At 72.1% G+C, this 19,275-nt stretch carries 15 protein-coding genes; 6 read left to right on the top strand and 9 right to left on the bottom strand.

Annotated elements, in window-relative coordinates:
* Window positions 1-34: 34 nt before the first annotated feature.
* Window positions 35-1,435: a hypothetical protein gene (locus D6718_03830; GenBank protein RMG47415.1), complete on the top strand. Its 1,401-nt coding sequence runs from the start codon at window positions 35-37 to the stop codon at window positions 1,433-1,435.
* 10 nt (window positions 1,436-1,445) lie between these two features.
* Entirely contained in the window at window positions 1,446-2,294 is an 849-nt protein-coding gene (locus D6718_03825) for an HDOD domain-containing protein (protein ID RMG47414.1), read from the top strand.
* Here the strand turns inward: D6718_03825 and D6718_03820 are convergent.
* The 4 genes from D6718_03820 to D6718_03805 form a co-directional block, all read right to left on the bottom strand.
* Window positions 2,291-3,400 carry a hypothetical protein gene (locus tag D6718_03820; GenBank protein ID RMG47413.1) on the bottom strand — a complete coding sequence of 370 codons (1,110 nt, stop codon included), beginning with the start codon at window positions 3,398-3,400 and terminating at the stop codon, window positions 2,291-2,293. The two genes, D6718_03825 and D6718_03820, sit on opposite strands and share 4 nt — an antisense overlap.
* On the bottom strand, window positions 3,397-4,833 hold the full coding sequence (locus D6718_03815; GenBank protein ID RMG47412.1) for a cytochrome C: 1,437 nt from the start codon (window positions 4,831-4,833) through the stop codon (window positions 3,397-3,399). The genes D6718_03820 and D6718_03815 overlap by 4 nt, the downstream gene beginning before the upstream one ends.
* Window positions 4,830-6,020, bottom strand: coding sequence for a patatin-like phospholipase family protein (locus D6718_03810; protein RMG47411.1), 1,191 nt, complete (start codon window positions 6,018-6,020; stop codon window positions 4,830-4,832). Before D6718_03810 ends, D6718_03815 begins: the two co-directional genes overlap by 4 nt.
* A 464-nt stretch (window positions 6,021-6,484) precedes the next feature.
* Window positions 6,485-6,724, bottom strand: a complete 240-nt coding sequence (locus tag D6718_03805; GenBank protein ID RMG47410.1) for a hypothetical protein — start codon at window positions 6,722-6,724, stop codon at window positions 6,485-6,487.
* A gap of 283 nt (window positions 6,725-7,007) precedes the next feature.
* Between D6718_03805 and D6718_03800 the strand changes: the two genes are divergently transcribed.
* From D6718_03800 to D6718_03785, 4 genes are all read left to right on the top strand, one after another.
* Window positions 7,008-7,919: an HNH endonuclease gene (locus D6718_03800; protein RMG47409.1), complete on the top strand. Its 912-nt coding sequence runs from the start codon at window positions 7,008-7,010 to the stop codon at window positions 7,917-7,919.
* Window positions 7,920-8,117: 198 nt separating this feature from the next.
* Window positions 8,118-9,341 carry a DNA polymerase IV gene (locus D6718_03795; GenBank protein RMG47408.1) on the top strand — a complete coding sequence of 408 codons (1,224 nt, stop codon included), beginning with the start codon at window positions 8,118-8,120 and terminating at the stop codon, window positions 9,339-9,341.
* Window positions 9,342-9,983: 642 nt separating this feature from the next.
* A complete protein-coding gene (locus D6718_03790; GenBank protein ID RMG47418.1) occupies window positions 9,984-12,527 on the top strand; it encodes a hypothetical protein in 2,544 nt (847 codons plus the stop codon).
* Between the two features lie 76 nt (window positions 12,528-12,603).
* Window positions 12,604-13,212, top strand: a complete 609-nt coding sequence (locus D6718_03785; protein RMG47407.1) for a hypothetical protein — start codon at window positions 12,604-12,606, stop codon at window positions 13,210-13,212.
* Window positions 13,213-13,437: 225 nt separating this feature from the next.
* Here the strand turns inward: D6718_03785 and D6718_03780 are convergent, their stop codons facing one another.
* The 5 genes from D6718_03780 to D6718_03760 form a co-directional block, all read right to left on the bottom strand.
* A complete protein-coding gene (locus D6718_03780) occupies window positions 13,438-13,692 on the bottom strand; it encodes a hypothetical protein (protein ID RMG47406.1) in 255 nt (84 codons plus the stop codon).
* A 349-nt stretch (window positions 13,693-14,041) separates the two neighbouring features.
* A complete protein-coding gene (gene arsB / locus D6718_03775; GenBank protein RMG47417.1) occupies window positions 14,042-15,130 on the bottom strand; it encodes an arsenical-resistance protein in 1,089 nt (362 codons plus the stop codon).
* Window positions 15,131-15,136: 6 nt separating this feature from the next.
* Complete coding sequence (locus D6718_03770) at window positions 15,137-15,562, bottom strand: ArsR family transcriptional regulator (protein ID RMG47405.1); 426 nt, start codon at window positions 15,560-15,562, stop codon at window positions 15,137-15,139.
* A 214-nt stretch (window positions 15,563-15,776) separates the two neighbouring features.
* On the bottom strand, window positions 15,777-16,799 hold the full coding sequence (locus D6718_03765; protein ID RMG47404.1) for a hypothetical protein: 1,023 nt from the start codon (window positions 16,797-16,799) through the stop codon (window positions 15,777-15,779).
* Window positions 16,790-19,180, bottom strand: coding sequence for a M1 family peptidase (locus D6718_03760; protein RMG47403.1), 2,391 nt, complete (start codon window positions 19,178-19,180; stop codon window positions 16,790-16,792). Before D6718_03760 ends, D6718_03765 begins: the two co-directional genes overlap by 10 nt.
* Window positions 19,181-19,275: the final 95 nt, after the last annotated feature.

The following is a 19,275-nucleotide window of genomic DNA, read 5'->3' as shown; positions in this document are numbered from 1 at the left end:
CTGCGCCGCCCGGACCTTCGGCGGCACGTTCCGAGTGAGGTGCATCCGCAACGGTGCGTCGTCGCGCCGAAGTCTTTGGACCATCGGAGGTTCCGCACTCGGATGCATCGATGCCCGAGGATTGGGGCCGAAGTGTCGGTTTTTCATCGCGTTGCGCGGCGTTTCGCACCATCGAGGGAGCACTTCCCGAACTGTGCGCCCACCCCTCCCTTCGGGCCGGATCCGGATACCGTCCGGCGCCGGTCCGTGGCGGACCATCCCGGGAAACGGCGAACGATCGTCGGGCGCCGGCTCAAGGCAGCGCGCCGGCGGGCCGATACGTGCCACGTCGAGCCCCGCCTCCGGGGCGTGGGGAGGATCCGTGACCGCGGCGGTGGACGAGGCCCAGCTCGGCATCCGGTGGGAAACCGAGGGGGAGGACGGGAGCACCCCCAGGCAGCGCCTGCTGGCCTCCTTCGAGGAGGCGCGGCGGAAGGGGGGAGGCCGGCCCCCGGGTCTTCCGTCCGATCTGAGGGCCGTGAGGCTGGCCGGTGTGGACCTTTCGGGCCTGGACCTGAGCGGGGTGGACCTCACCGGCGCCGACCTGAGCCACGCCGACCTGTCCCGGGCGCGCCTCGTGGGCGCGAAATTGCGCGACGCGGCGCTGGTCGGCGCGAGGCTCGACGAGGCACAACTGCTCAAGGCGGACCTCGAGGGCGCCGACCTGACCGACGCCTCGGCCGAGAGAGCGGGATTCGGCGGGGCGAACCTGAAGGGCGCCACGCTGTTCAACGCCTCCCTCCCCGGAGCCGTCCTCAGCCTCGCCGATCTCCGGCGCGCCGATCTCGGCGCGGCGCGCCTGCGGAACGCCCGGATGCTCGAGTGCGACCTCCGCGAAGCCGACCTGTCGCGGGCCGACCTGCGCGGGGTCGATCTCGAGCGGAGCCGCGTGGACCGCGCGCGCTTCGCGGACGCCGACCTCCGGGGGGCGCGCGTGCGGGGCGTCTCGGGCTACACCAGCGCCGACTGGATCGGCGCGGACATCGTCGACGTCGATTTCTGCGGGGCCTACCTGCTGCGGCGCGCGGTGATCGACCAGAACTACCTCCACGAGTTCCGGCACCAGAGCCGGATGTCGGCCGTGCTGTACTGGGGATGGAAGATCACCTCGGACTGCGGGCGCAGCTTCCTGCGCTGGGCGCTGTGGACCGTCGGGGTGGCGGTCGGCTTCGCCTGGCTCTACCAGTACGTCGCGGTCGACTACGGCGAGCACCCGACGCCGCTCTCGGCGCTGTACTACAGCGTGGTCACGCTGACCACCCTCGGCTACGGGGACGTCGTCCCCGCGTCTCCCGCCGCCCAGGTGCTCGCGATGATCGAGGTGGTGATCGGTTACGTGATGCTCGGCGGACTTCTCAGCATCTTCGCCAACAAGATGGCGCGCCGCGCCGACTGAGGGAGAGACGATGCTCAAGCTGTTCGCGCGGAAGAAGAACGATCCCGATCGGTTGCTCGCCTCGGTGCTCGAGGGCTACGAGCTGCCGAGCTTCCCCGGGATCATCACCAGCCTGCTCGAACAGCTCGCCAAAGAGGACGTCTCGCTCTCGGCCGTCGCCGACCAGCTCGCCGTCGATCCGGGGCTGTCGGTCCGGCTGCTCACCACCGTGAACTCGGCCGCGTTCTCGATCCGGAACGAGATCCGGAGCGTCCATCACGCGGTCCACCTGCTGGGACGAGCGCAGATCGAATCGATGCTGATCTCGATCGCGGTTCACAGCACGCTCCCCTGCGAACCGGCGCCGGGCTTCGTGCCGGCGCGGTTCTGGAGCGCCGCCGCCCGCAGAGCGGCGATCGCGGCGGTCTTCGCCGAGCGGGTCGATCCGGGAGCGGCCTCGGAGAGCTTCACCGCCGCGCTGCTGCAGGATCTCGCCGTCCCGATCCTGGCGCACCACCGCGGGGAGGAGTACGGGGCGCTGCTCGACGAGTGGCACGCGGGAAAGGGAGACCTTTGCGAGCTCGAGCGGCGTGCCTACGGATGGGATCACGCGGAGGTCGGCGCGTCGGTCTGCCGCCGGTGGGGGATGCCCGAGACCTTCACCGACGCGATCGGGGTGCACCATGCCGACGATCCGACCGGCCCGCTGCCCGCGGCGCGGCTCGTCTCCTGCCTTCCGGAAACCGGACCGGAACGGGCAGCGGCCGTCCTCTCCGCGCGCGCGCAGCGATGGTTCGGCCTTCCGCCGGAGAGCTCGAAGGCGATGATCGAAGAAGGGCTCGCACGGGCTCCCGAGGTCGCCCGGATGCTCGCCGTCTAGCCCGCCGCGTTCCTTCGCTCCATCGCCACCGCGCGGAGCATCCACCCGAGCAGCCCGAGGCCTCCGGCGAGCAGGACGGCGAACAGGAAGAAGTTGCCCCACTGGGGCGCCTCCGCCAGCGTGAACCTCGAGGTGGCCGGTTGCAGGTAGGCGAGGCGGACCTGATGTCTCGTCACCGCCATCACGGCCACGGTCAGTGTCATCGCACCCAGGGCGCCGCCGAGCAGGCCCCGCTGGCCCACCGGCTCGGTGACCCGCGCGAGCATCGCGATCGTCCCGAAGGCGAGCATCACCGACGCGGCCAGCGGAACCATGGCCGCCGCGCCGGAGCGCATGAGCCGCGTCAGGGTCCCGGGCGGAAGCAGGACCAGCAGCAAGAACCCGTCGGCGACCTGAGCCGCCGTGCTCCAGAGCGCCCACCGCATCCCGTACCGGGCGATCGCCGCGTTGAGGGGAGGGGCCTCCCCCCGCTCGGCCGCGCGGGCGGCCCACCACGCGGCGAGCAGAGCGGTGAACGCCACCGCCGCGAGCACGAAGTGCAGCACCCGCACGACGAACACGGGGCTCGTCACGACCGACCACGGCCGATCCGCGATACGGGGCCACTCGTCGGGCTGCGAGTGGACGAGGTTGACCGTCACCTGGAGCATCGCGATCCCGAGGAACGACGCCGCGGCGACGACCGCGAACACCCCGCCCCCTTCCCCTCTCGCCGGGAGCCCGCGGTACTTGTAGAGGTAGGTCGCGTAGTAGCCGACGAGGAGCAGCAGCACCAGCGACAGCCAACCGCGCGCGATCAGGATCGTCGCGGGATAGAAGTACTGCTGGAACAACACCTGTACGAACAGGAGGGGGGCCACTCCCGTGGTGATCGCCAGCGAGATGGCGTAGGTGTTCGCCCGGGTGAGGCGCCGGGCGAACTCGTCACGGACACCGTCCGAGCCGCGCCGCGTGAGGTGGGCCACCGCCGCCAGCAAGGAGCCGCCGAGCGCCACGTTCATGAAGATCAGATGGAAGACGAACGTGACGACGAGCAGCAGATGGAACAACCACGCCGGGCCCGGCAGGGGCGTCGGATCCGGTTGCGGGATCAGCTCGAGGTTCATCGTGAAGCTCCCTGAGAGGGCTGCCCGCGCGCGGCGAGCTTCGCGAGGTAATCGACGAGGGCTTCCAGCTCGTCTTCGGTCCCGACGAAGGGAGGCATGAACGGATAGTCGAGCGATGCGGTGTCGGCGCCCTCCGCGTAGGCCTCTCCTTTTTCGTAGAGGCTATAGACGACCCCGTAGATCATGTCCCGGTCGTCGGGAAGCCGGGCGCGGATGCCGAGGTAGCCGTCGATGGTGTGGCACGCGCGGCACTCGGCCATGAAGATGCGCCGGCCGCGGTCCACCGGATCCGGCGCCGCTCCGCGGGCCGCCCAAGGCGCCCGCGCCAGCACGCCCGACTCGTTGACGGCCGCGATGTCGGCGACGCGAAGGCCGTTGGAGAACTGGTAGTCCCTGATCAGGAACGGCTTGCGCGTCCCTTCGCGCAGGCGCTCGTAGCCGCCGAAGAAGCAGACCGCCGCCGCGAACAGGAGAACCGCCGCCGGCAGTCGCGCCCCCTTCGGCCAGGCGAGGTAGAACGCAGCGCTCAGAACGGCCACCGCCGCCAGGGCGGCCAGGAGGAAGGTTCGCGTCGCGGCCAGCGAGGCGAGAAGAGGATCCGCCCCGGCGAAGAGCGACCTCACCGGCTCGGGGAGGGCCCGCTCCCACCAGAGATATCCGGCCAGGGCCAGCGCGCAACCGGCCACGAGCCAGATCCCGAGATAGCGGGCGAGGCGCCACCGGTCCTCCGGCAGCGAGCGCAGAAGCGTGAACGAGACGAACGCCCCCGCCATGATCAGCGTGATCCCGGTCCGCAGGAGCAGTCCCGGCCAGTAGGTCGGGTTGAAGAAACCGTCCCAGAAGGCGCCCGTCTCGAGCCAGCGCCCCGGCGTGAGCATGAACGTGATGATCCCGTTGATGATCACGAGCGACATGTAGGCGGCGACGAAGTAGATCCATCCGATCGCCCGGTGGAGACCGGGCCGGATCGTGTCCCAGGTCGCGTAGTACACGAGCGCCGCGACGATCTCGACGATGAAGAAGACCCACTCGATGGCCCAGCCCCACACGTAGTTGTGGATCAGCGTGGAGATCGCGGCCGGAGCGACCAGGCCGGCGACGACCCAGATCCCGACGCCGGTGATCGCCCCGAAGACGGTCGAGACGAGGATGAGCATGAACGAAGACCGCCGGGCGAGTTCCCGCAGCGCATCGTCGCCCCGCCGCGCCGCCAGCGTTTCGCTGACCGCGATCAGCAGGCCGCCGCCGATGGCGAAGTGCGAGACGGTGACGTGGGCGATCGCCACGAGCCCCATCAGGACGCCCGGGCCGATCGACGGTATCCAGAGGGGGTAGTCCACCGAACACCTCCCCGGAACCGGCTCCGAGCCGGCCCGCCGGACGAAGGGCGCATTGTAGACGACGCGACGGCGCGCGGCCGCGCGCGGGGTCATACGCCTCCGGCGCAGGGGAAGCGCCGCGGGGCGGGCAGGTCGGGCAGAACGAAGCGGCGCACCGCGGCGTCGGCCATCGCATAACCCCAATTGACCAGCCGCGACCGGATCGCCGGGTCGAGCCGTTTCAGGCGCGTCGGCAGGCGCGCGAGCGCGATCGTCCGCGGGAGGGGACAGGGCAGGTGGGGAGACGGCGCATAGTCCCGGGCATCCCCCCGGATGCTCCAATACGCGCCCCGCCGCGTGCCGCGCTCGAAATGGGCCAGCAGCAGCCGCTTCCTCATCGTGCGCACCTGGTGGTCGATCACCTCGACGACGCGGAGCATGTGGCGGGGCCAGTCGCGGGGCGGCGAGGGATCGGGCTCCAGCCGGCTCCCCCCGTCGCTCGCGATCACCGTCCGGAAGCGCTTCCAGGCCGCCTCGAGTCCGAGGTTGTCGTAGACGCCGCCGTCGGTGAGAACCGGATGCGAAACGTAGGGTTCACGGTGCAGGGGCTCTCGACCCCGCCGCGCGAGCCCACCGGTTCCCAGCGCCGGCACCGCCGGAGACAGGAAGGGAGGGAAGGCCGCCGAGGCCGCCACGGCCCCGGACACCGGCAGCCGGGCGCCGGAGGCGGCACCCACCCGGTAGTCGCCCGTCCGCCCCTTCCGAAAAAGGAAGAGGTCCCCCGTGCACAGATTCGTCGCGTTGAACACGAACTCCGGCTCGTCGGGCAGGTCGGACAGCGTGCGGCGGCGGAAGAGATGCCGGTCCAGGGCTCCCGCGAGCCACGCGTTGGCGGGGCCGGGACCGAAAAGTCCGAGGAGGGCGGCCGGCACGTCGAGCGTCCGGGCGGCGAGGGCGAGCAGCGGAGCGACGACGTGCCGCACGAAGCGCTCTCCGGCGCCACGGGGCTCGTTCAGCCGGCACCGGTCCCAGGCGAGGGCGAGCACCGCCGCGGTGATCGATCCCGCGGAGACGCTGGAGACGCGGGACACGCGCGCCAGCAGCCCGGCCTCGGCGAGCCGGAGGAGCCCCCCGGCGTGGAAGAGCATCGCGCGGTAACCGCCTCCGGACAGGCACACGGCGATCCCCTCCCGAGGCGCGCGTGCGGCGTCCTCGATCGAGACGTACTCGACGGGGTGATCGTGCCGGCCGCCGGAGAGCGCCCTCGGCTCCCCTGCCGCCGAACCGCCGGATCGCTGCATGCGGCCCGCCTTCCCCGGCCCGCGGGCGCGGCCGCGGTGCGGGGCTCCAGTCTCGCCGCGGCGGGCTCTGGCCCGCTGCCCGTCACCGAGGCCCCGCGATGGCCGGTTGCGCGGCTGGGAGAGCGTCGCGAACGACCGGCGACGCGCCGCCACGCCCGGCCACCGGGTCGGAAGCGGACCACGGCGATCGCGCACGGCGACGCCAGCCGGGTCGGCGGGCCCTTCGTTCCTGGGGACGGCTCCGGCCGGCGGCGGAGAGCCCGGAGACGGGGCTCGCCGGCCAGTCGGGTGGGAGTGCTCCCCGCCGGTCGGCTCGCAGCGAAAGTGCGCGGCGCGAGAGCGCGGGGCGAGTCGGCGTTACCGCGGGATCCGCCCGGCGGACCCGCTCCGGCGGGGCCGTCCCCGCGAGGGTGCGGCGCAGGGCTGGCCGGAGGCCGCCGGCCCCCGGCCGCCCGGCGCGGAGATCACCACGGTCTGGGTCCGGCCGGCTTGCACCCGGTGGCGCCCCAGCAATGGGCCACGCAGAGATTCGAGTACACGTGCCCGTTCGAGCAGACGACCGGGTCCCACACCATCGGGCAGTAGCAGTTGCTCGGCTTGCTCGGCTTGGCGTAGGTCTGGTTCACGGTGGCCGCCGCCCCCACCACGATCGCGGCCAAGGCGACGACGGCGAACAGCGCACGAATCCAGTTGGAACGCTTCATCGGACCAACCTCCTCTCGTTTCGTTCGTCCCCGTTCCCCCGGAAGCGCTGTTTCTTATACAGACGTCCGCGCCGCCGCATCAAGCCCTCCGCGGTGCACCTCGCCCGGCGCCCGCCGGCTCCGTCCCCGCCGAATCCCGGGGCTTCGCTTCCCGAGACGCGCCGGGCCCGCTCGAGCGGCGGCCAGGGCGGAGGATCTTCTCCGGCCCGGCGGGGTCGAGCGTGCCGCTTCGCCACGCCGGACCGGGGCTCGAGTGAACTGGCGGCGGCGCCGGAACCAAGGAATGACGTCCCGCCTGCAGGACGAACGGATCCGCGCCGCCGCCTTCGAGTGGCTCGCGGCCCAAAGGGAGCGCTACGGGGACGTTCTCCCTTGGGCCGTGCTGCACCAGGGCTTCGAGTTCGGCGGCCGCCGCGTTCCGCTCGTCAGCCGGCAGGGGATCTTCAGGCCGGCCGTCCTCGACCGCATCCCTCTTTCGATCCGCACCTCCCCGGGAGGACCGTACGACGACGCGTTCTTCGACGACGATCGTCTCGCCTACCGCTATCGGGGGACCGACCCGAAGCATCCCGACAACGTGGGCCTGAAGCTCGCGATGCTGGCGCGCGTACCGCTCGCCTACTTCTACGGGATCGAGTGCGGCCGCTATCTCGCCATCTGGCCGGTGTTCGTGGTCGGCGCCGATGACGCCGGCCTCACCTTCACCGTTCAGGCCGACGATCCTGCGGAGCTGGCGCGGCCATCGTTCACCGGCGTCGCCGATGCGGAAGTGGCGGGCCGGCGGGCCTACGTCACGAGGACGGTGCGCCACCGGATCCACCAGCGGAGTTTCCGCGAACGTGTCCTGCGCGCCTATCGCCGGCGCTGCGCCCTGTGCCGGTTGCCCGAGGGGGCCCTGCTCGACGCGGCGCACATCATCCCGGACAGCAGCGAGCGGGGAGAGCCGGTGGTCACCAACGGCATCGCTCTGTGCAAGCTGCACCATGCCGCTTTCGACCGCGATCTCGTCGCCGTGACACCGCGCTACCTCGTCGAGGTCCATCCCAAGGTCCTCGAAGCGCGCGACGGGCCGATGCTCGAGCACGGGCTGAAGCGGCTTCACCGCCAGCCGATCCTCCTCCCACGGCGGCGCGAGGCCTGGCCCGATCCGGATCGGCTCGCCCAGCGCTACGAGCGCTTCCGGCACGCCCGCTGAGGTGACGGGGCACTCCCCGCTCGCGAGGGGGCGGTGCCGAAAGCGGCGGCGCGCGCCGGCCCGCGCGAACCGGCAACGGGAGCGCGCTCGAACGCGCGGGCGGACGGCGGATCGGGACGCCGGCCAAGAGGCGAATCGGAATGGGCGCCGCCGGGCGGACCGACCGGGCCGCGGCCTTGCGAGCGCCGCGGGTCTACCATGGACGGCGGCCGTGGCCGAACGGGGGCGGGCGGCGACGTGCGGATCATCCTCCATCTCGACATGGACGCTTTCTTCGCCGCCATCGAGCAGCGGGAGCGGCCGGAGTTGCGCGGCAAGCCGGTGATCGTCGGCCGGCGGGGCCCGCGGGGCGTCGTCACCACCTGCTCGTACGAGGCGAGACCGTACGGCGTCCGCTCGGCGATGCCGTCGGTCACCGCGGAGCGCCTGTGCCCGGACGCCGTCTGGATCGCTCCGCGCGGCGCGCTCTACCGGGAGGTGTCCCGGCGGGTGTTCGCGATCGTGGAGGAGCGGGTGCCGGTGGTGGAAAGGGTCTCGATCGACGAGGCCTACGGCGATCTGACCGGCGCGGTGGCAGGCTTCGAGGAGGCGGCCGAGCTGGCTCGAGAGCTGAAGGAGCGGATCCGCAGGAGCGAGCGCCTGACCGCGAGCGTCGGGATCGCCCCGTGCCGCTTCCTGGCGAAGATCGCCTCCGACCTCGACAAGCCGGACGGCCTGGTCGTGATCCGGAGCGAGGACGTCCCGCGGGTCCTCCATCCCCTCCCCGTGCGCGCCATCCCGGGCGTGGGGCCGCGGATGGCGGAGCGGCTCGCCCGGCTCGGCCTGCGCACCGTGGGCGACGTCGCGCGCTGCCCCGATCGGAGGCTGCGCCGCGCTCTCGGCGCCCGGACCGCGGAGTTCCTCCGGCGCCGCGCCCGCGGCGAGGACGACACCCCCGTCGAGCCGGTCCACGAGCGCAAGCAGGTGAGCGAGGAGAGGACCTACGTGCACGACCTGCACGACCGGGAGGCGATCGAGCGCGAACTGCTGGCGCGGGCGCTGGGCGTCGCGGGCGAGCTGAGGCGCCGCGGACTCGTCGCTCGGACCGTGACGCTGAAGGTCCGGGACGACCGCTACCGCACGGTGACGCGCTCGCGAACGCTCGCCGAGCCGACCGACCTCGCCTCCACCCTGTTCCGGGTGGCCCTCGAGCTGTTCCGCGAGCGCGTGGAGCTCGGGGGGCGGGGGATCCGTCTCCTCGGCCTCGGCGCGAGCCAGCTCGCGGCCCGCCACGATCTCCCTCCCGCGCTCTTCCCGGACGAGCGCGAGGAAAAGGAGCGCGTGCTCGGCCGCATCGCCGACTCGCTCCGCGAGAGGTTCGGAAAGGAAGCGCTCCGCCCCGCCCGTCTCCTGCCCGGCGCTCGGCCCGAAGACGGGCGCTGATCCCGGCCGGGCGCCCGGCGATCGGGGTGGCCCCTTCGTCCCGGCCGCCGTAGGCTTCCCCCAGCCCGGGCGTCACGGCCCGGATCCGCGGAGCCGAGCGGAGAGCCCGGGGGAAGGGGGTTCCCGATGCGCGCCGCCGCGTCCTTCTTCGTTCTCCTGCTCGCGATCTCCCCGGCTTTCGCCGCCGAACGATCGGACTGTCCCGCCGGCCCCGACCCGGCGTCGCTCGCGCGCCTGTGGGAGGGTCTGTCCGAAGACACCCCGGTCCGGCTCCGCCTGCTCGATCTGGTCCGGCGGCTCGACGACGAGGGTTACAACGACCCGCGCTCGCCGGTCCATCTCGACCGGCCGTTGCCGGCCGAGCCGGAGATGGCCGTGCTCGACGCGGCGATCCGGCTCGCCGCCGGCGGGATCCGCACCGAGATCGAGCCCGGCGCCGGTGCGCGCCTCGCGCGGCGGTTCGACGACCTGCTCGCGGCGAGCTTCGCGCCGGCGATCGGGCCGTCCCCCGCCCTGACGGTGACGCTCGAAGACGGGACGGCCGACGCCGGGGACACCGCCGGACGGCGAATCGCGCTGGAGATCGCCAACCGCCGCAGCGAACCGCTCCGCGACCTCCACGTGCACGTCGTCGCCTCGACGATGACGGGACCGATCGACCGGATCGCGCGCGGCGGTCCGGGGACGATCACGCACGTCCTCTCGATCGTCCCGGGGGCGGCCGCCGACCTCCACGTCGGCGATCTCGCGCCGGGGCAGTCCCGCGGCGTCTCGTTCGAGCTTGCGCCCGGGTCGGTCCCTTCACGCGGATCGACCCATCTGTACTACCTGCTGACCTGGCGTGACGAGGGTGGAACGCTCCGGGCCGAGGTGCCATGGCCGGACCAGGTCCGCGCGGAGAGCCGGACACTTCCCTGCCCCGAGCCGAGGGACGGCGCGATGATCACGCTCGACCAGCAGACCTGCTTTTGGAACGACTGCCAGGTCGTCACCGGCGGCACGATCGTCTTCCTGGTGGAGGAGCTGCTCGCCGGCGAGGATCTCGACGGCGACGGAGAGATCGACGATTCGCTGGTGGCGCTGCGAAAGATCGGCGGCGAGGAGACGCGGCTGCTCGGCACGGCACGGAGCTGGGACGTCGAGGGAGACGTCGTCCTCTGGACGCTGCGAGAGACCGACGCTTCCAGGGACCTGACCGGCGACGGCGACCTCGATGACGCCCTCGTCTTCTGGCACCGCATCTCGACCGGCGAGACGCGATCGGTTCCCGGCGATCCCGAGGCCATCTACTCGGCCCGCGCCGGCGACCCCTGGATCGCCTTCCCGATTCCGGAGTCGATGACGGGCGAGGACGCCAACGGTGACGGCGATCTCGACGACGGCGTGCTCCGCGTGGTGGACGCCCGGGACGGCACCGTCTACGACACCGGAGCGATCGTCCGGCGCGGCGACTGGACCAGCCCGACGCGGCACGCCGTTTTCTTCCTCACCGACGAAGAAGTGCTGGGCGAGGATCTGGACGGCGACGGGAACGTCGGCGGTGCGGTGCTGCGGTGGTGGGTACCGCCGGACGTGCCGGGCGGGACAGGAAAGATCTTCAACAGCGGGCTTCCGTCGACCCGCTGGATCAACAGCGATCCCGAGACCGACCTGGCCGTCTTCCTCCAGGAGCACGGCTGGTACGACTACGACACCGGCTTCGTGTGGCTCGGACCCGGCGAAACCCGGAAAGGGACGAGACCCGGCTGGTCCGGCTACGCGGTGGACGGCACGCGCTTTTCCTGGAAGGACCGGAGCACCGGCCGCCTGTACGTCGAGGACGTCGCGACCGGCGAGCGCACGGAGATCCCGGAAATGGACGGGATCATCGACATCGAGGGGGATGCGGTGATCGGGCGCGGCAAGGACCGCCACCCGGAGCTGCTCATGCACTTCGACCTCCGAACGGGCGAGCTGCACGAGATCGGCTGGACGCACTTCAACTTGTTCGGCCGCGACGCGGCGGTGAACGGCGACTTCGTTTCGTGGCACAACGACGCCGACACCGGCTGCTATCCCTACTGGACCTCGTGGATGGAGCTGTACCGCATCTCGGAGCGCACCACCTACCGGACCGGCGGGTTCGGCTACAAGTACACTATCGGCTCCCCGGGAACGACCGCCGTCGCCTTCGTCCAGCCGGAGAGCTGGGCGTACCGCGACCTCGACGGCGACGGCACCCTCAGTGGCTATCTCCTCAGCTACTACGTGCCCCCTTGCCGCGACTTCGAGGACCTGGAAGCGCACATCCGGCTCGCCGCCTCGCGCGATCCATCGGTCAACGCGGCGTTGCTCGAGCGTCTCGTTTCCTGGCGCACCCTTTGGGAAAGCGGCGCCGCCCGCCCGGCCGGAGAGGCGGCCTGCGTCCTGTACAAATCGTTGACGATCCCCGAGGAAACCGGGCTCGAGCCGCTGGCGCGGAAGCTGGTCCGCGGCTGCGTGCTCAGCACCGCCCTTGCGCTCGGCATGATCCCTTCCGAGGACGCGTGCGGCGTGGCCGACAACTGCCCAGGCGTGCCGAACCCGATGCAGATCGACGAGGACGACGACGGCGCGGGCAACGTGTGCGACGTCTGCCCCAACATCCCCGACCCGCTGCAAGCCGACACCGACGGGGACGGCCGCGGCGACGCCTGCGACCTCTGCCCAACCGTCGCCAACGCGTCCGAACGGGACGGCGACTGGGACGGAATCCCGGATGCGTGCGACAACTGCCCCGAGCAGAGAAACCGGGACCAGGCGGACGGCGACGGCGACGGAGCGGGGGATGCTTGCGACGTCTGCCCGGGCGTCTTCGACCCGCTCCAGGCCGACGCCGACGGCGACCGCCGGGGAGACCCCTGCGACAACTGTCCCGATCTCTACAACCCGGACCAGCGGGACGCGAACGGCGACGGCGAGGGGGACGCCTGCGACACCGACAGCGATACCGATTCCGACGGAGTCGTCGACGCGGACGACAACTGCGTCGCCACACCGAACCCGGACCAGGCGGATGCCGAAGGAGACGGCCTCGGGGACGCCTGCGATCCCGACGACGACAACGACTGGGTGCCGGACGAGGAAGACAACTGCCCCTACGACTGGAACTACGATCAGGCGGACTCGGACGGCGACGGGATCGGGGACGCCTGCGACGAGGATTGATCGCCGGGTGCGGAGCCGGCCCTCCGGCACCGGCCGCCCCTCGCTCGCGCACGGTCCTCCCGCGGGAGGAGATCCCATGCGACGAACGACGACCGCCGCGCTCGCCGCCCTTTTGCTGCTGTCGTGCGGGACCGAGGGAAACCGCGAGGCGCAGGCGCTGATCGACCGCTACGTGGCGCTCCACCGGGCTCACGACCTCGAGGGTTTGCTGGCGATGCACAGCGAGGACTCGGTGTTCGTCCTACCCGGCAAGAAGCCGATCCGGGGGCGCCGGGCGCTCGCGGACCTGTTCGAGTGGGATTTCGTCATGGAGACGGAGCTGGAGATGCACGGCATCGAGCGCGAGGGTGACACGATCCGCGTGGCATCGATCACGGAGCGCAACGCGTTCTTCAGAGCGCTCGGTCTCGACGGGGCCGTCTACCGGCCCGGTACGCGCTTCGTTTTGCGCGGCGGGCTCATCGCCGCGACCTATCCGGCGCCGCTCACCGCCGCGACGCTCGAAGCAGGGATGCCGGCGTACCGCGAGTTCCTCGCCTGGCTCGACGAGACCCATCCCGGACTGCGGCCCGAACTGTTCCCCGAAACGGTGGTCCGCCACGACGCGCGGCGCGCGCGGGTGCTGCGCGAACTGCTCGACGAGTGGCCCGGGCGCCGCGCCCTCAGGACCGTCGAGCCGCGCTGACGGCGGCGCCGGGCCCGGGGGCCGGGACCGCGGCCATCCCCCCCGCCGCGCGCCCGCGCGCGGAGGATCGGTCCACCGCTCCGGGCCTTTCGTGGCACCCTGTGACGGGCACCCATCCCCTCCCGGTGCGGCCCGGTTCGGCACGATCCTGCCCGTATCCGTTCGGAGGGCCGATGGCATCCGGCACGGGGCCGCGGTCGGGGAGCCGGGTGCGGGCGGCCGCTCTTACGAGCGACACCGGCACGGGTCGCCGCCGGAACCGCAGCAGGATGGGGGTGGGCTTCCGGAGTTGACGGCCACCGAGCTGAACACCCTGTCCAGCCGCTCCGAACCGCACTCGCGGCAACGCACCTGCAGGCCCCGGCTGTACTCGTCCACCGTCGCGCGCACCTCGCTCGGGGCGCCGCAATCCTGGCAGACGTACTCGTAGACCGGCATCGTCTCCTCCCGTCCTTTCGCGTCGGTCGCGGGGCCGGCCACCGCCGGCGCCGGGTCTTCCGAAAACGATACCGCTGGACGCTGTGCGAAGCGCAATTCCCGGAGGCGCTCCGGCCGCCCGGGCCGGCCGCTGTCGATCCGGTTTCCTCGTTCCTGGACGGGTTCCGCCCGAATTCGCACCGCCCAGTGTGAACCCCACGAGCGTCGCGTCGATGGCCTCGGGGAACCGGAACCGACGGGCCCACGGGCCGGCCGTCTCGCCCGCGCGCCGGGTCGGTCGCCCGCGGGTCAGCCCCGGGCGGGCCGGGGCGAGTCCCGACCCCGGGGAACGGAGCTCCCCGCCCGGCGAGCCGATGCCGCGCCTTCGCGGGGGCTTGGCGGACAGCCCCGGTCAAGCCTGCGCCGCTTCCGCGCGCTCAGCCGTTCCTCGCTCGTACCAGCCCCGCGTGGCGACGCAAAACCGGCAGACGGAGAGCATCACCGGCACTTCCACCAGCACGCCGACGACCGTGGCCAGCGCCGCGCCCGACTCCGGGCCGTACAGGGCGATGGCGGTGGCGACGGCGAGCTCGAAGAAGTTCGACGCCCCGATGAGAGCGCCCGGAGCGGCCACCGGGTAGGGCACCCGGAACGCCCGCATCAGCCCGTAGGCGAGCGTGGAGTTGAAGTAGACCTGAACCAGGATCGGGATCGCGACGAGGATCACGTGGAACCAACGCGTCGTGATGTTCTCCGCCTGGAACGCGAAGATGAAGACGAGCGTGGCGAGGAGGGCCGCCACCGTCACCGGCTGGAAGAAGGCCAGGAACCGTTTCGTGAACCACTCGATTCCCTTGCGCCGGATCAGCACCGCCCGCGAGATCGAGCCCGCCGCCAGCGGAATGACCACGAAGATCAGCACCGAATAGAGGAGCACCCGGAAGGGCACGTGGAGCCCCGACGCTCCCGACACGAGGAACTTCACGATCGGCGCGAAGGCCACCAGCATCACCAGGTCGTTGACCGACACCTGGACGAGCGTGTAGGCCGGATCGCCGTCCGACAGATAGGACCAGACGAACACCATCGCGGTGCAGGGTGCGGCCGCGAGAATGATCACCCCCGCCGTGTACTGGCTCGCCAGGTCGTGGCCGATCCAGGGCAAAAAGAGGTGGCGGAAGAAGATCCAGGCGAAGAACGCCATGGAGAACGGCTTCACCAGCCAGTTGACGAAGAGCGTGACGAACAGGCCGCGCGGCCGGCGCCCGACGTCGCGGATCGACGCGAAGTCGATCTTGAGCATCATCGGGTAGATCATCAGCCAGATCAGCACCGCGATCGGGATGTTGATGTGGCTGCCCTCGGCGAACTCCAGACCCCGGAGGGAGGCAGTCAGGCCGGGCAGAGCCCTTCCGATCAGCACGCCGACGGCCATGCAGAGCGCGACCCACAGGCTCAGGTAGCGCTCGAAGAAGTTCATCCGCTTCGCTGGACGGTTCATCGCCACTCACACCTCGTGCCGCGGGCCGGCCGGGCCCGGGGCGGTATCGGAGGGGGTCAGGCGTGCGAGGTCGAGGCCGACTCGGCACAGCTCCTCGGGCCCGATGGCACGCAGGCGCCGGCACAGGTCGGCGTCGCGCTCGAGTTGCGGATCGCCCGCGACGAGCGGCCGGACGCACCGCAGCACCGCGCGCACCGTCTCGCCGGTCGCGAGGCGGTACAGCACCCAGCGCCCCTTCTTGCGTTCTTCGAGCAGCCCGGCGCGCCGCAGGGCGTGGAGGTGGGCGGAGACGGTGGAAGGCGCCTGGCCGAGGACCGCCACGAGCTGGCAGACGCACAGCTCGCCCTCGGCGAGCATGAGCAGGCACCGGAGCCGGGTGGGATGCCCGAGGCTCTTGAAGATCTCGACTGCGGCGGGGAGGGGCTCGCTCATTTCGTCATCTCGCGAAATGTCGTAGCACAACCCTAGGGACGGCGCCACGGGGCCACCCCGAAGTCACGCGGGTGCCGCTTCCCCGAGGTGATCCCAAGGGTCTGGAGAATCGGGACTTCGCCGCCGCCCCAGCCGCCGGCCGCGAAGGCGCCCGAGCCCCCTCCCCCATCCGGCCGGAGCGCACCCGGCGTCCGGAGGAGCGGACCTCGGAAGGTCAGGGTTCCGGACCGTTTCCCTCCGCGGGCTCGGGCGCGGCGACCGCGGCGACGACGCTCCGAGTCGGCGGCGGAACGGGGCGGCGCGCGAGCCGCCTGAACAGGTACCAGGGACGATCGGGCCGCGCGCGGAGCGGTGCCAGGCGGGGATTCCCGTAGGCCACCAGCGCGCTGCGCAGCAGCCAGTGCCAGGCCCCCGCTTGAAGCAGGAGCACCGCCAGCGCTCCCGCGCTCCAGGCCGCGAGCCCCGACACCGAGCGCGGCGCCGACTGGCGCCAGGCGAGCAGGTATGCGCCGGCGCCCGCCTGGACGAGGACCGTGACCGCCACGAAGAGGACCGGTGCCGAGAACGGAATGCGGACCCAGATCCGCGGGACGAGCAGCATCACCGACCGCACCCGGGCCCGCCCGTCCGCCACCATCACCACCCGGCACCAGAAGGCGAACGCTCCCACGAGTGCCAGCCACAGCAGTCCGGCCAGCCAGCGCAGGCGGGGAAGCAGCACGGCGCGTGCCGCGGAGTCCCACGCCCCTCGCTCGGCGGCGACATCGAGCCGGTGGAAGCCCAGCCGGATCGCCGCGAGCCCCGCGGCCGCGAGCGCCACCGCGAGCAGCGTGATCCGCGCCATGGCCCAAAGGCGGGGAGTTCCCGCTTCGACGACGAACCGCACCACGCCGCGGGGCCGACCGCCGCGGCGCACGCGGTCGAGCCACGCGATCGCGCCGGGCACCAGAAGCCAATGGCCGGCGAGCGCGAGCAAGGCGGCCGCGCCCGCGGCCGCCCCGAGCCCGGGTCCGGCGGCGATCGCCAGGCGCGCGAGGTGGCCCGCCGGCAGCGGCCCTGCGGGCTCGGTGAAGAAAGGGCGCCGGGCGGCGGCGGCGAGCGGTGGCGCGGCGAGAAGCACCGCGGCCGACCCCGAGACGACCAGCAAGGCCCACCGCAACAGGATGAGGCGGACCGAGCCGTTCACCAGGGCGAGGCCGGCGAGGGGAGCGAGGCGCCGCTGCGCGTTCAGAACCACAGCGACACCCCCGAGGCGACCCAGGCGGCGAGAGCACCGGCCCACCCGGCCCAGTCGGCGAGCCAGCGGGAGTCCGGCCTGGCGCGCCTACCGTTCGTTTCGGGCGACGGATCGAGGAGCACCGCGTCCCCGGGATCGATGATCACCTCCTCGAGCCTCGCGCGCCTGATCGCGCGGTACCCGCGCCACGGGGAGCGGCCGTCCCACCGGTCGACCACCACGGCCCCGTCGGCGAAGCGGAGCCTCACCGTCACCGGCAGGTGGTCCCATCCCGGTCCTTCGAGCACGGCCTCGCTTTCGAACAGCTTCGGTTCCACGCCGTCCCCGCCGGGCTCCGGGAGCTCCACCGGCTCGAAACCGATCCAGCGCACCGTCCCGTCGCGGTGCGAGTCCTCGCGAAACCAGCCGGGATCGGTGATCTCGAGCCAGATCTTCCCGTCCGAATCGCGCGCCAGCGGAAGGTCGAGCAGATCGGCATGCTCGTGGCGCGAGGAGCGGTCGACCGTGATGCGCCCCTCCGGCGCCGGCCACGAGCCGAGGGGCACTTCCACCCGGTGGCTTTCGAGCCGGGTGACCGCCAACTCCGGCAGGCGGGCCCGCCCGAACGCCTCCCGCAGAAACCCCTGCGCCTCTTCCCCGGCGGCCCGGCGCGCGGCGGCCAGGAAATCCTCGACGGATGGATGCCGAAAGGCGTTGGCCCGGAAATATTCGCGGAAGATCCGATCGGCCGTGTCGCGGCCGAACATCCGCTCCATCGTCGCGAGCGTCACGGCGGTGCGGGCGTAGAACTGCACGGCGTGGGTCCGCCCGGCGAACAGGGCGGAGGGGCGTTTCCTGAGGGGCTCGCGGATCGATCCGCCCACGTAGGCGAGGCCGAGGCGGGCGAGGTCGAAAGCCCCGAGCGGCCGGCCGAAGAACGACCCCAACGAGCGGCCGGCGCCGTAGAGCGACTCCGCCACCCTGGCCGTCCAATAGGTGGTGAATCCCTCGTCGAGAAACGCCTCTTCCTGCTCGTTGGAGGCGACCAGCCCGTAGAAGTATTGATGGATCAGCTCGTGGGCGAGCGTGTGTTCGGCGATCCGCGTCGCGCGGAGCGGCCATGCCTCCAGCTCCCTCCCCACGGTGGAGGCCACCACGAACGTCGGGTACTCCATGCCCGCCGTGCGCTCCGCCACCAGGCGCGGCAGCACGATCGTGAGGGTCCGGTAGGGGTACGGTCCGACGCGCCGGCCGAGCAGGTCGAGCGTCGCCTCCGCCACGGTCCGCCACCGTGGGAGCTGATCGGCGAACTCGTGCGGTAGCACGTAGTGGAGCTCGACCGGGCCGCCCGGCCCCGGCGGATCGTGCTCGGAGACGATCTCCTCGAAATCTCGCGCGACGACGAAGGCGAAATCGTGCACCGCGCGCTGGCGGAATCGATGGCGCAGGGTGCCCCGATCCGTGGCGATCGGATCGCCTTCGCGCCGTCCGGTCGCGGCCACCAGCCAGCCGGCGGGCGCCTCGATGGTCACGTCGTAATCGGCGAAGTCCGCGTAGAACTCGGTCGCCGCGTGAAACTGGCGCGCCGCCCAGCGGGCCCGCTCGGCCCCCCGGGTTCCCTTCGGCTCGAGGACGGCCACCTTGGGAAACCATTGCCCCACCAGGCAGTACCGGTCGACGCATCCGGTCCGCGCGAAGGGCCTCGGCAACCTCCCCGAAAAGGAGATGCGCAGCGTCAGCAGGCCGTCCGGGGGAACCGGACGCGGCAACCGGAGCTCGACGAGCGACCGGTCGAGAGGGTTGCCGTCGTCCGGCTGGACCGGACGCCACGGCACCTCCTCGCCGGCCGGCTCCGTCCGGACCGCGTCGAGATCGATCCAACCCCACGGATCGTCGAAGACCTCGTGGAACCGTTCGAGATCGAACCGGCGGAAACCGCTCCGGCGCGCCTCCTGAAGCCAGGTGCTCCCCTCGTTGGCGAAGGCGTTGAGATACAGGTGAAGCGGAACGCGGGAGACGGCGACGCCGGCCGGATTCCGCCAGGTCAGCCTCTCCTCGCCCCGGAACGCCCGGCTCGCCGGATCCACCTGCACCTCGATGGCGTAGGAGACGAAGACCGGCGGAAGCGCGGCCGCCGCCGCGCCCTCCCCGAGGCCGGCGACGAGGGCGACGATCAGCGCGGTGCCGCACGGACGGCGCATCGTCCGATCATCGAACATCGCGGGGGGTGCCGTCGAGGGGGGCGGAGGTCCCGACCGACTCGTCCTCGACGGTCCCCGAGCCCGGACGGACCGTTCCGGGAGCCTCCGGCGGCGCAGCCGCATCGCCGGGCGGGCGATCCGGAGGGAACCGCGAGCGCGGCGCTCGGGACCGGACGCGGGCTCCCCTTCGGCGCTCTCCACCCGGCGGGGTCGCCCACCGTCCGCCCCGGTCCGGCACGGGAAGCGAAACCGCCGGCGTTGGCGCGTGCCGGCCCCGTCGGGCCCCGGCGGCGGGC

The organism is Acidobacteriota bacterium (genome assembly GCA_003696075.1).
Lineage (GTDB): Bacteria > Acidobacteriota > Polarisedimenticolia > J045 > J045 > J045.
Note: the sequence above shows the minus strand (reverse complement) of the source record. Positions and strands in the feature narration are given on the sequence as shown.

What these genes read in the sequence shown, in the direction of transcription:
- D6718_03815 (RMG47412.1), bottom strand. Translation starts at nt 4,833, where the DNA reads ATGACCCCGCGCGCGGCCGCGCGCCGTCGCGTCGTCTACAATGCGCCC.
- D6718_03795 (RMG47408.1), top strand. Translation starts at nt 8,118, where the DNA reads ATGGACGGCGGCCGTGGCCGAACGGGGGCGGGCGGCGACGTGCGGATC.
- D6718_03800 (RMG47409.1), top strand. Translation starts at nt 7,008, where the DNA reads ATGACGTCCCGCCTGCAGGACGAACGGATCCGCGCCGCCGCCTTCGAG.
- D6718_03805 (RMG47410.1), bottom strand. Translation starts at nt 6,724, where the DNA reads ATGAAGCGTTCCAACTGGATTCGTGCGCTGTTCGCCGTCGTCGCCTTG.
- D6718_03810 (RMG47411.1), bottom strand. Translation starts at nt 6,020, where the DNA reads ATGCAGCGATCCGGCGGTTCGGCGGCAGGGGAGCCGAGGGCGCTCTCC.
- D6718_03825 (RMG47414.1), top strand. Translation starts at nt 1,446, where the DNA reads ATGCTCAAGCTGTTCGCGCGGAAGAAGAACGATCCCGATCGGTTGCTC.
- arsB (RMG47417.1), bottom strand. Translation starts at nt 15,130, where the DNA reads ATGAACCGTCCAGCGAAGCGGATGAACTTCTTCGAGCGCTACCTGAGC.
- D6718_03790 (RMG47418.1), top strand. Translation starts at nt 9,984, where the DNA reads ATGACGGGACCGATCGACCGGATCGCGCGCGGCGGTCCGGGGACGATC.
- D6718_03820 (RMG47413.1), bottom strand. Translation starts at nt 3,400, where the DNA reads ATGAACCTCGAGCTGATCCCGCAACCGGATCCGACGCCCCTGCCGGGC.
- D6718_03785 (RMG47407.1), top strand. Translation starts at nt 12,604, where the DNA reads ATGCGACGAACGACGACCGCCGCGCTCGCCGCCCTTTTGCTGCTGTCG.
- D6718_03770 (RMG47405.1), bottom strand. Translation starts at nt 15,562, where the DNA reads ATGAGCGAGCCCCTCCCCGCCGCAGTCGAGATCTTCAAGAGCCTCGGG.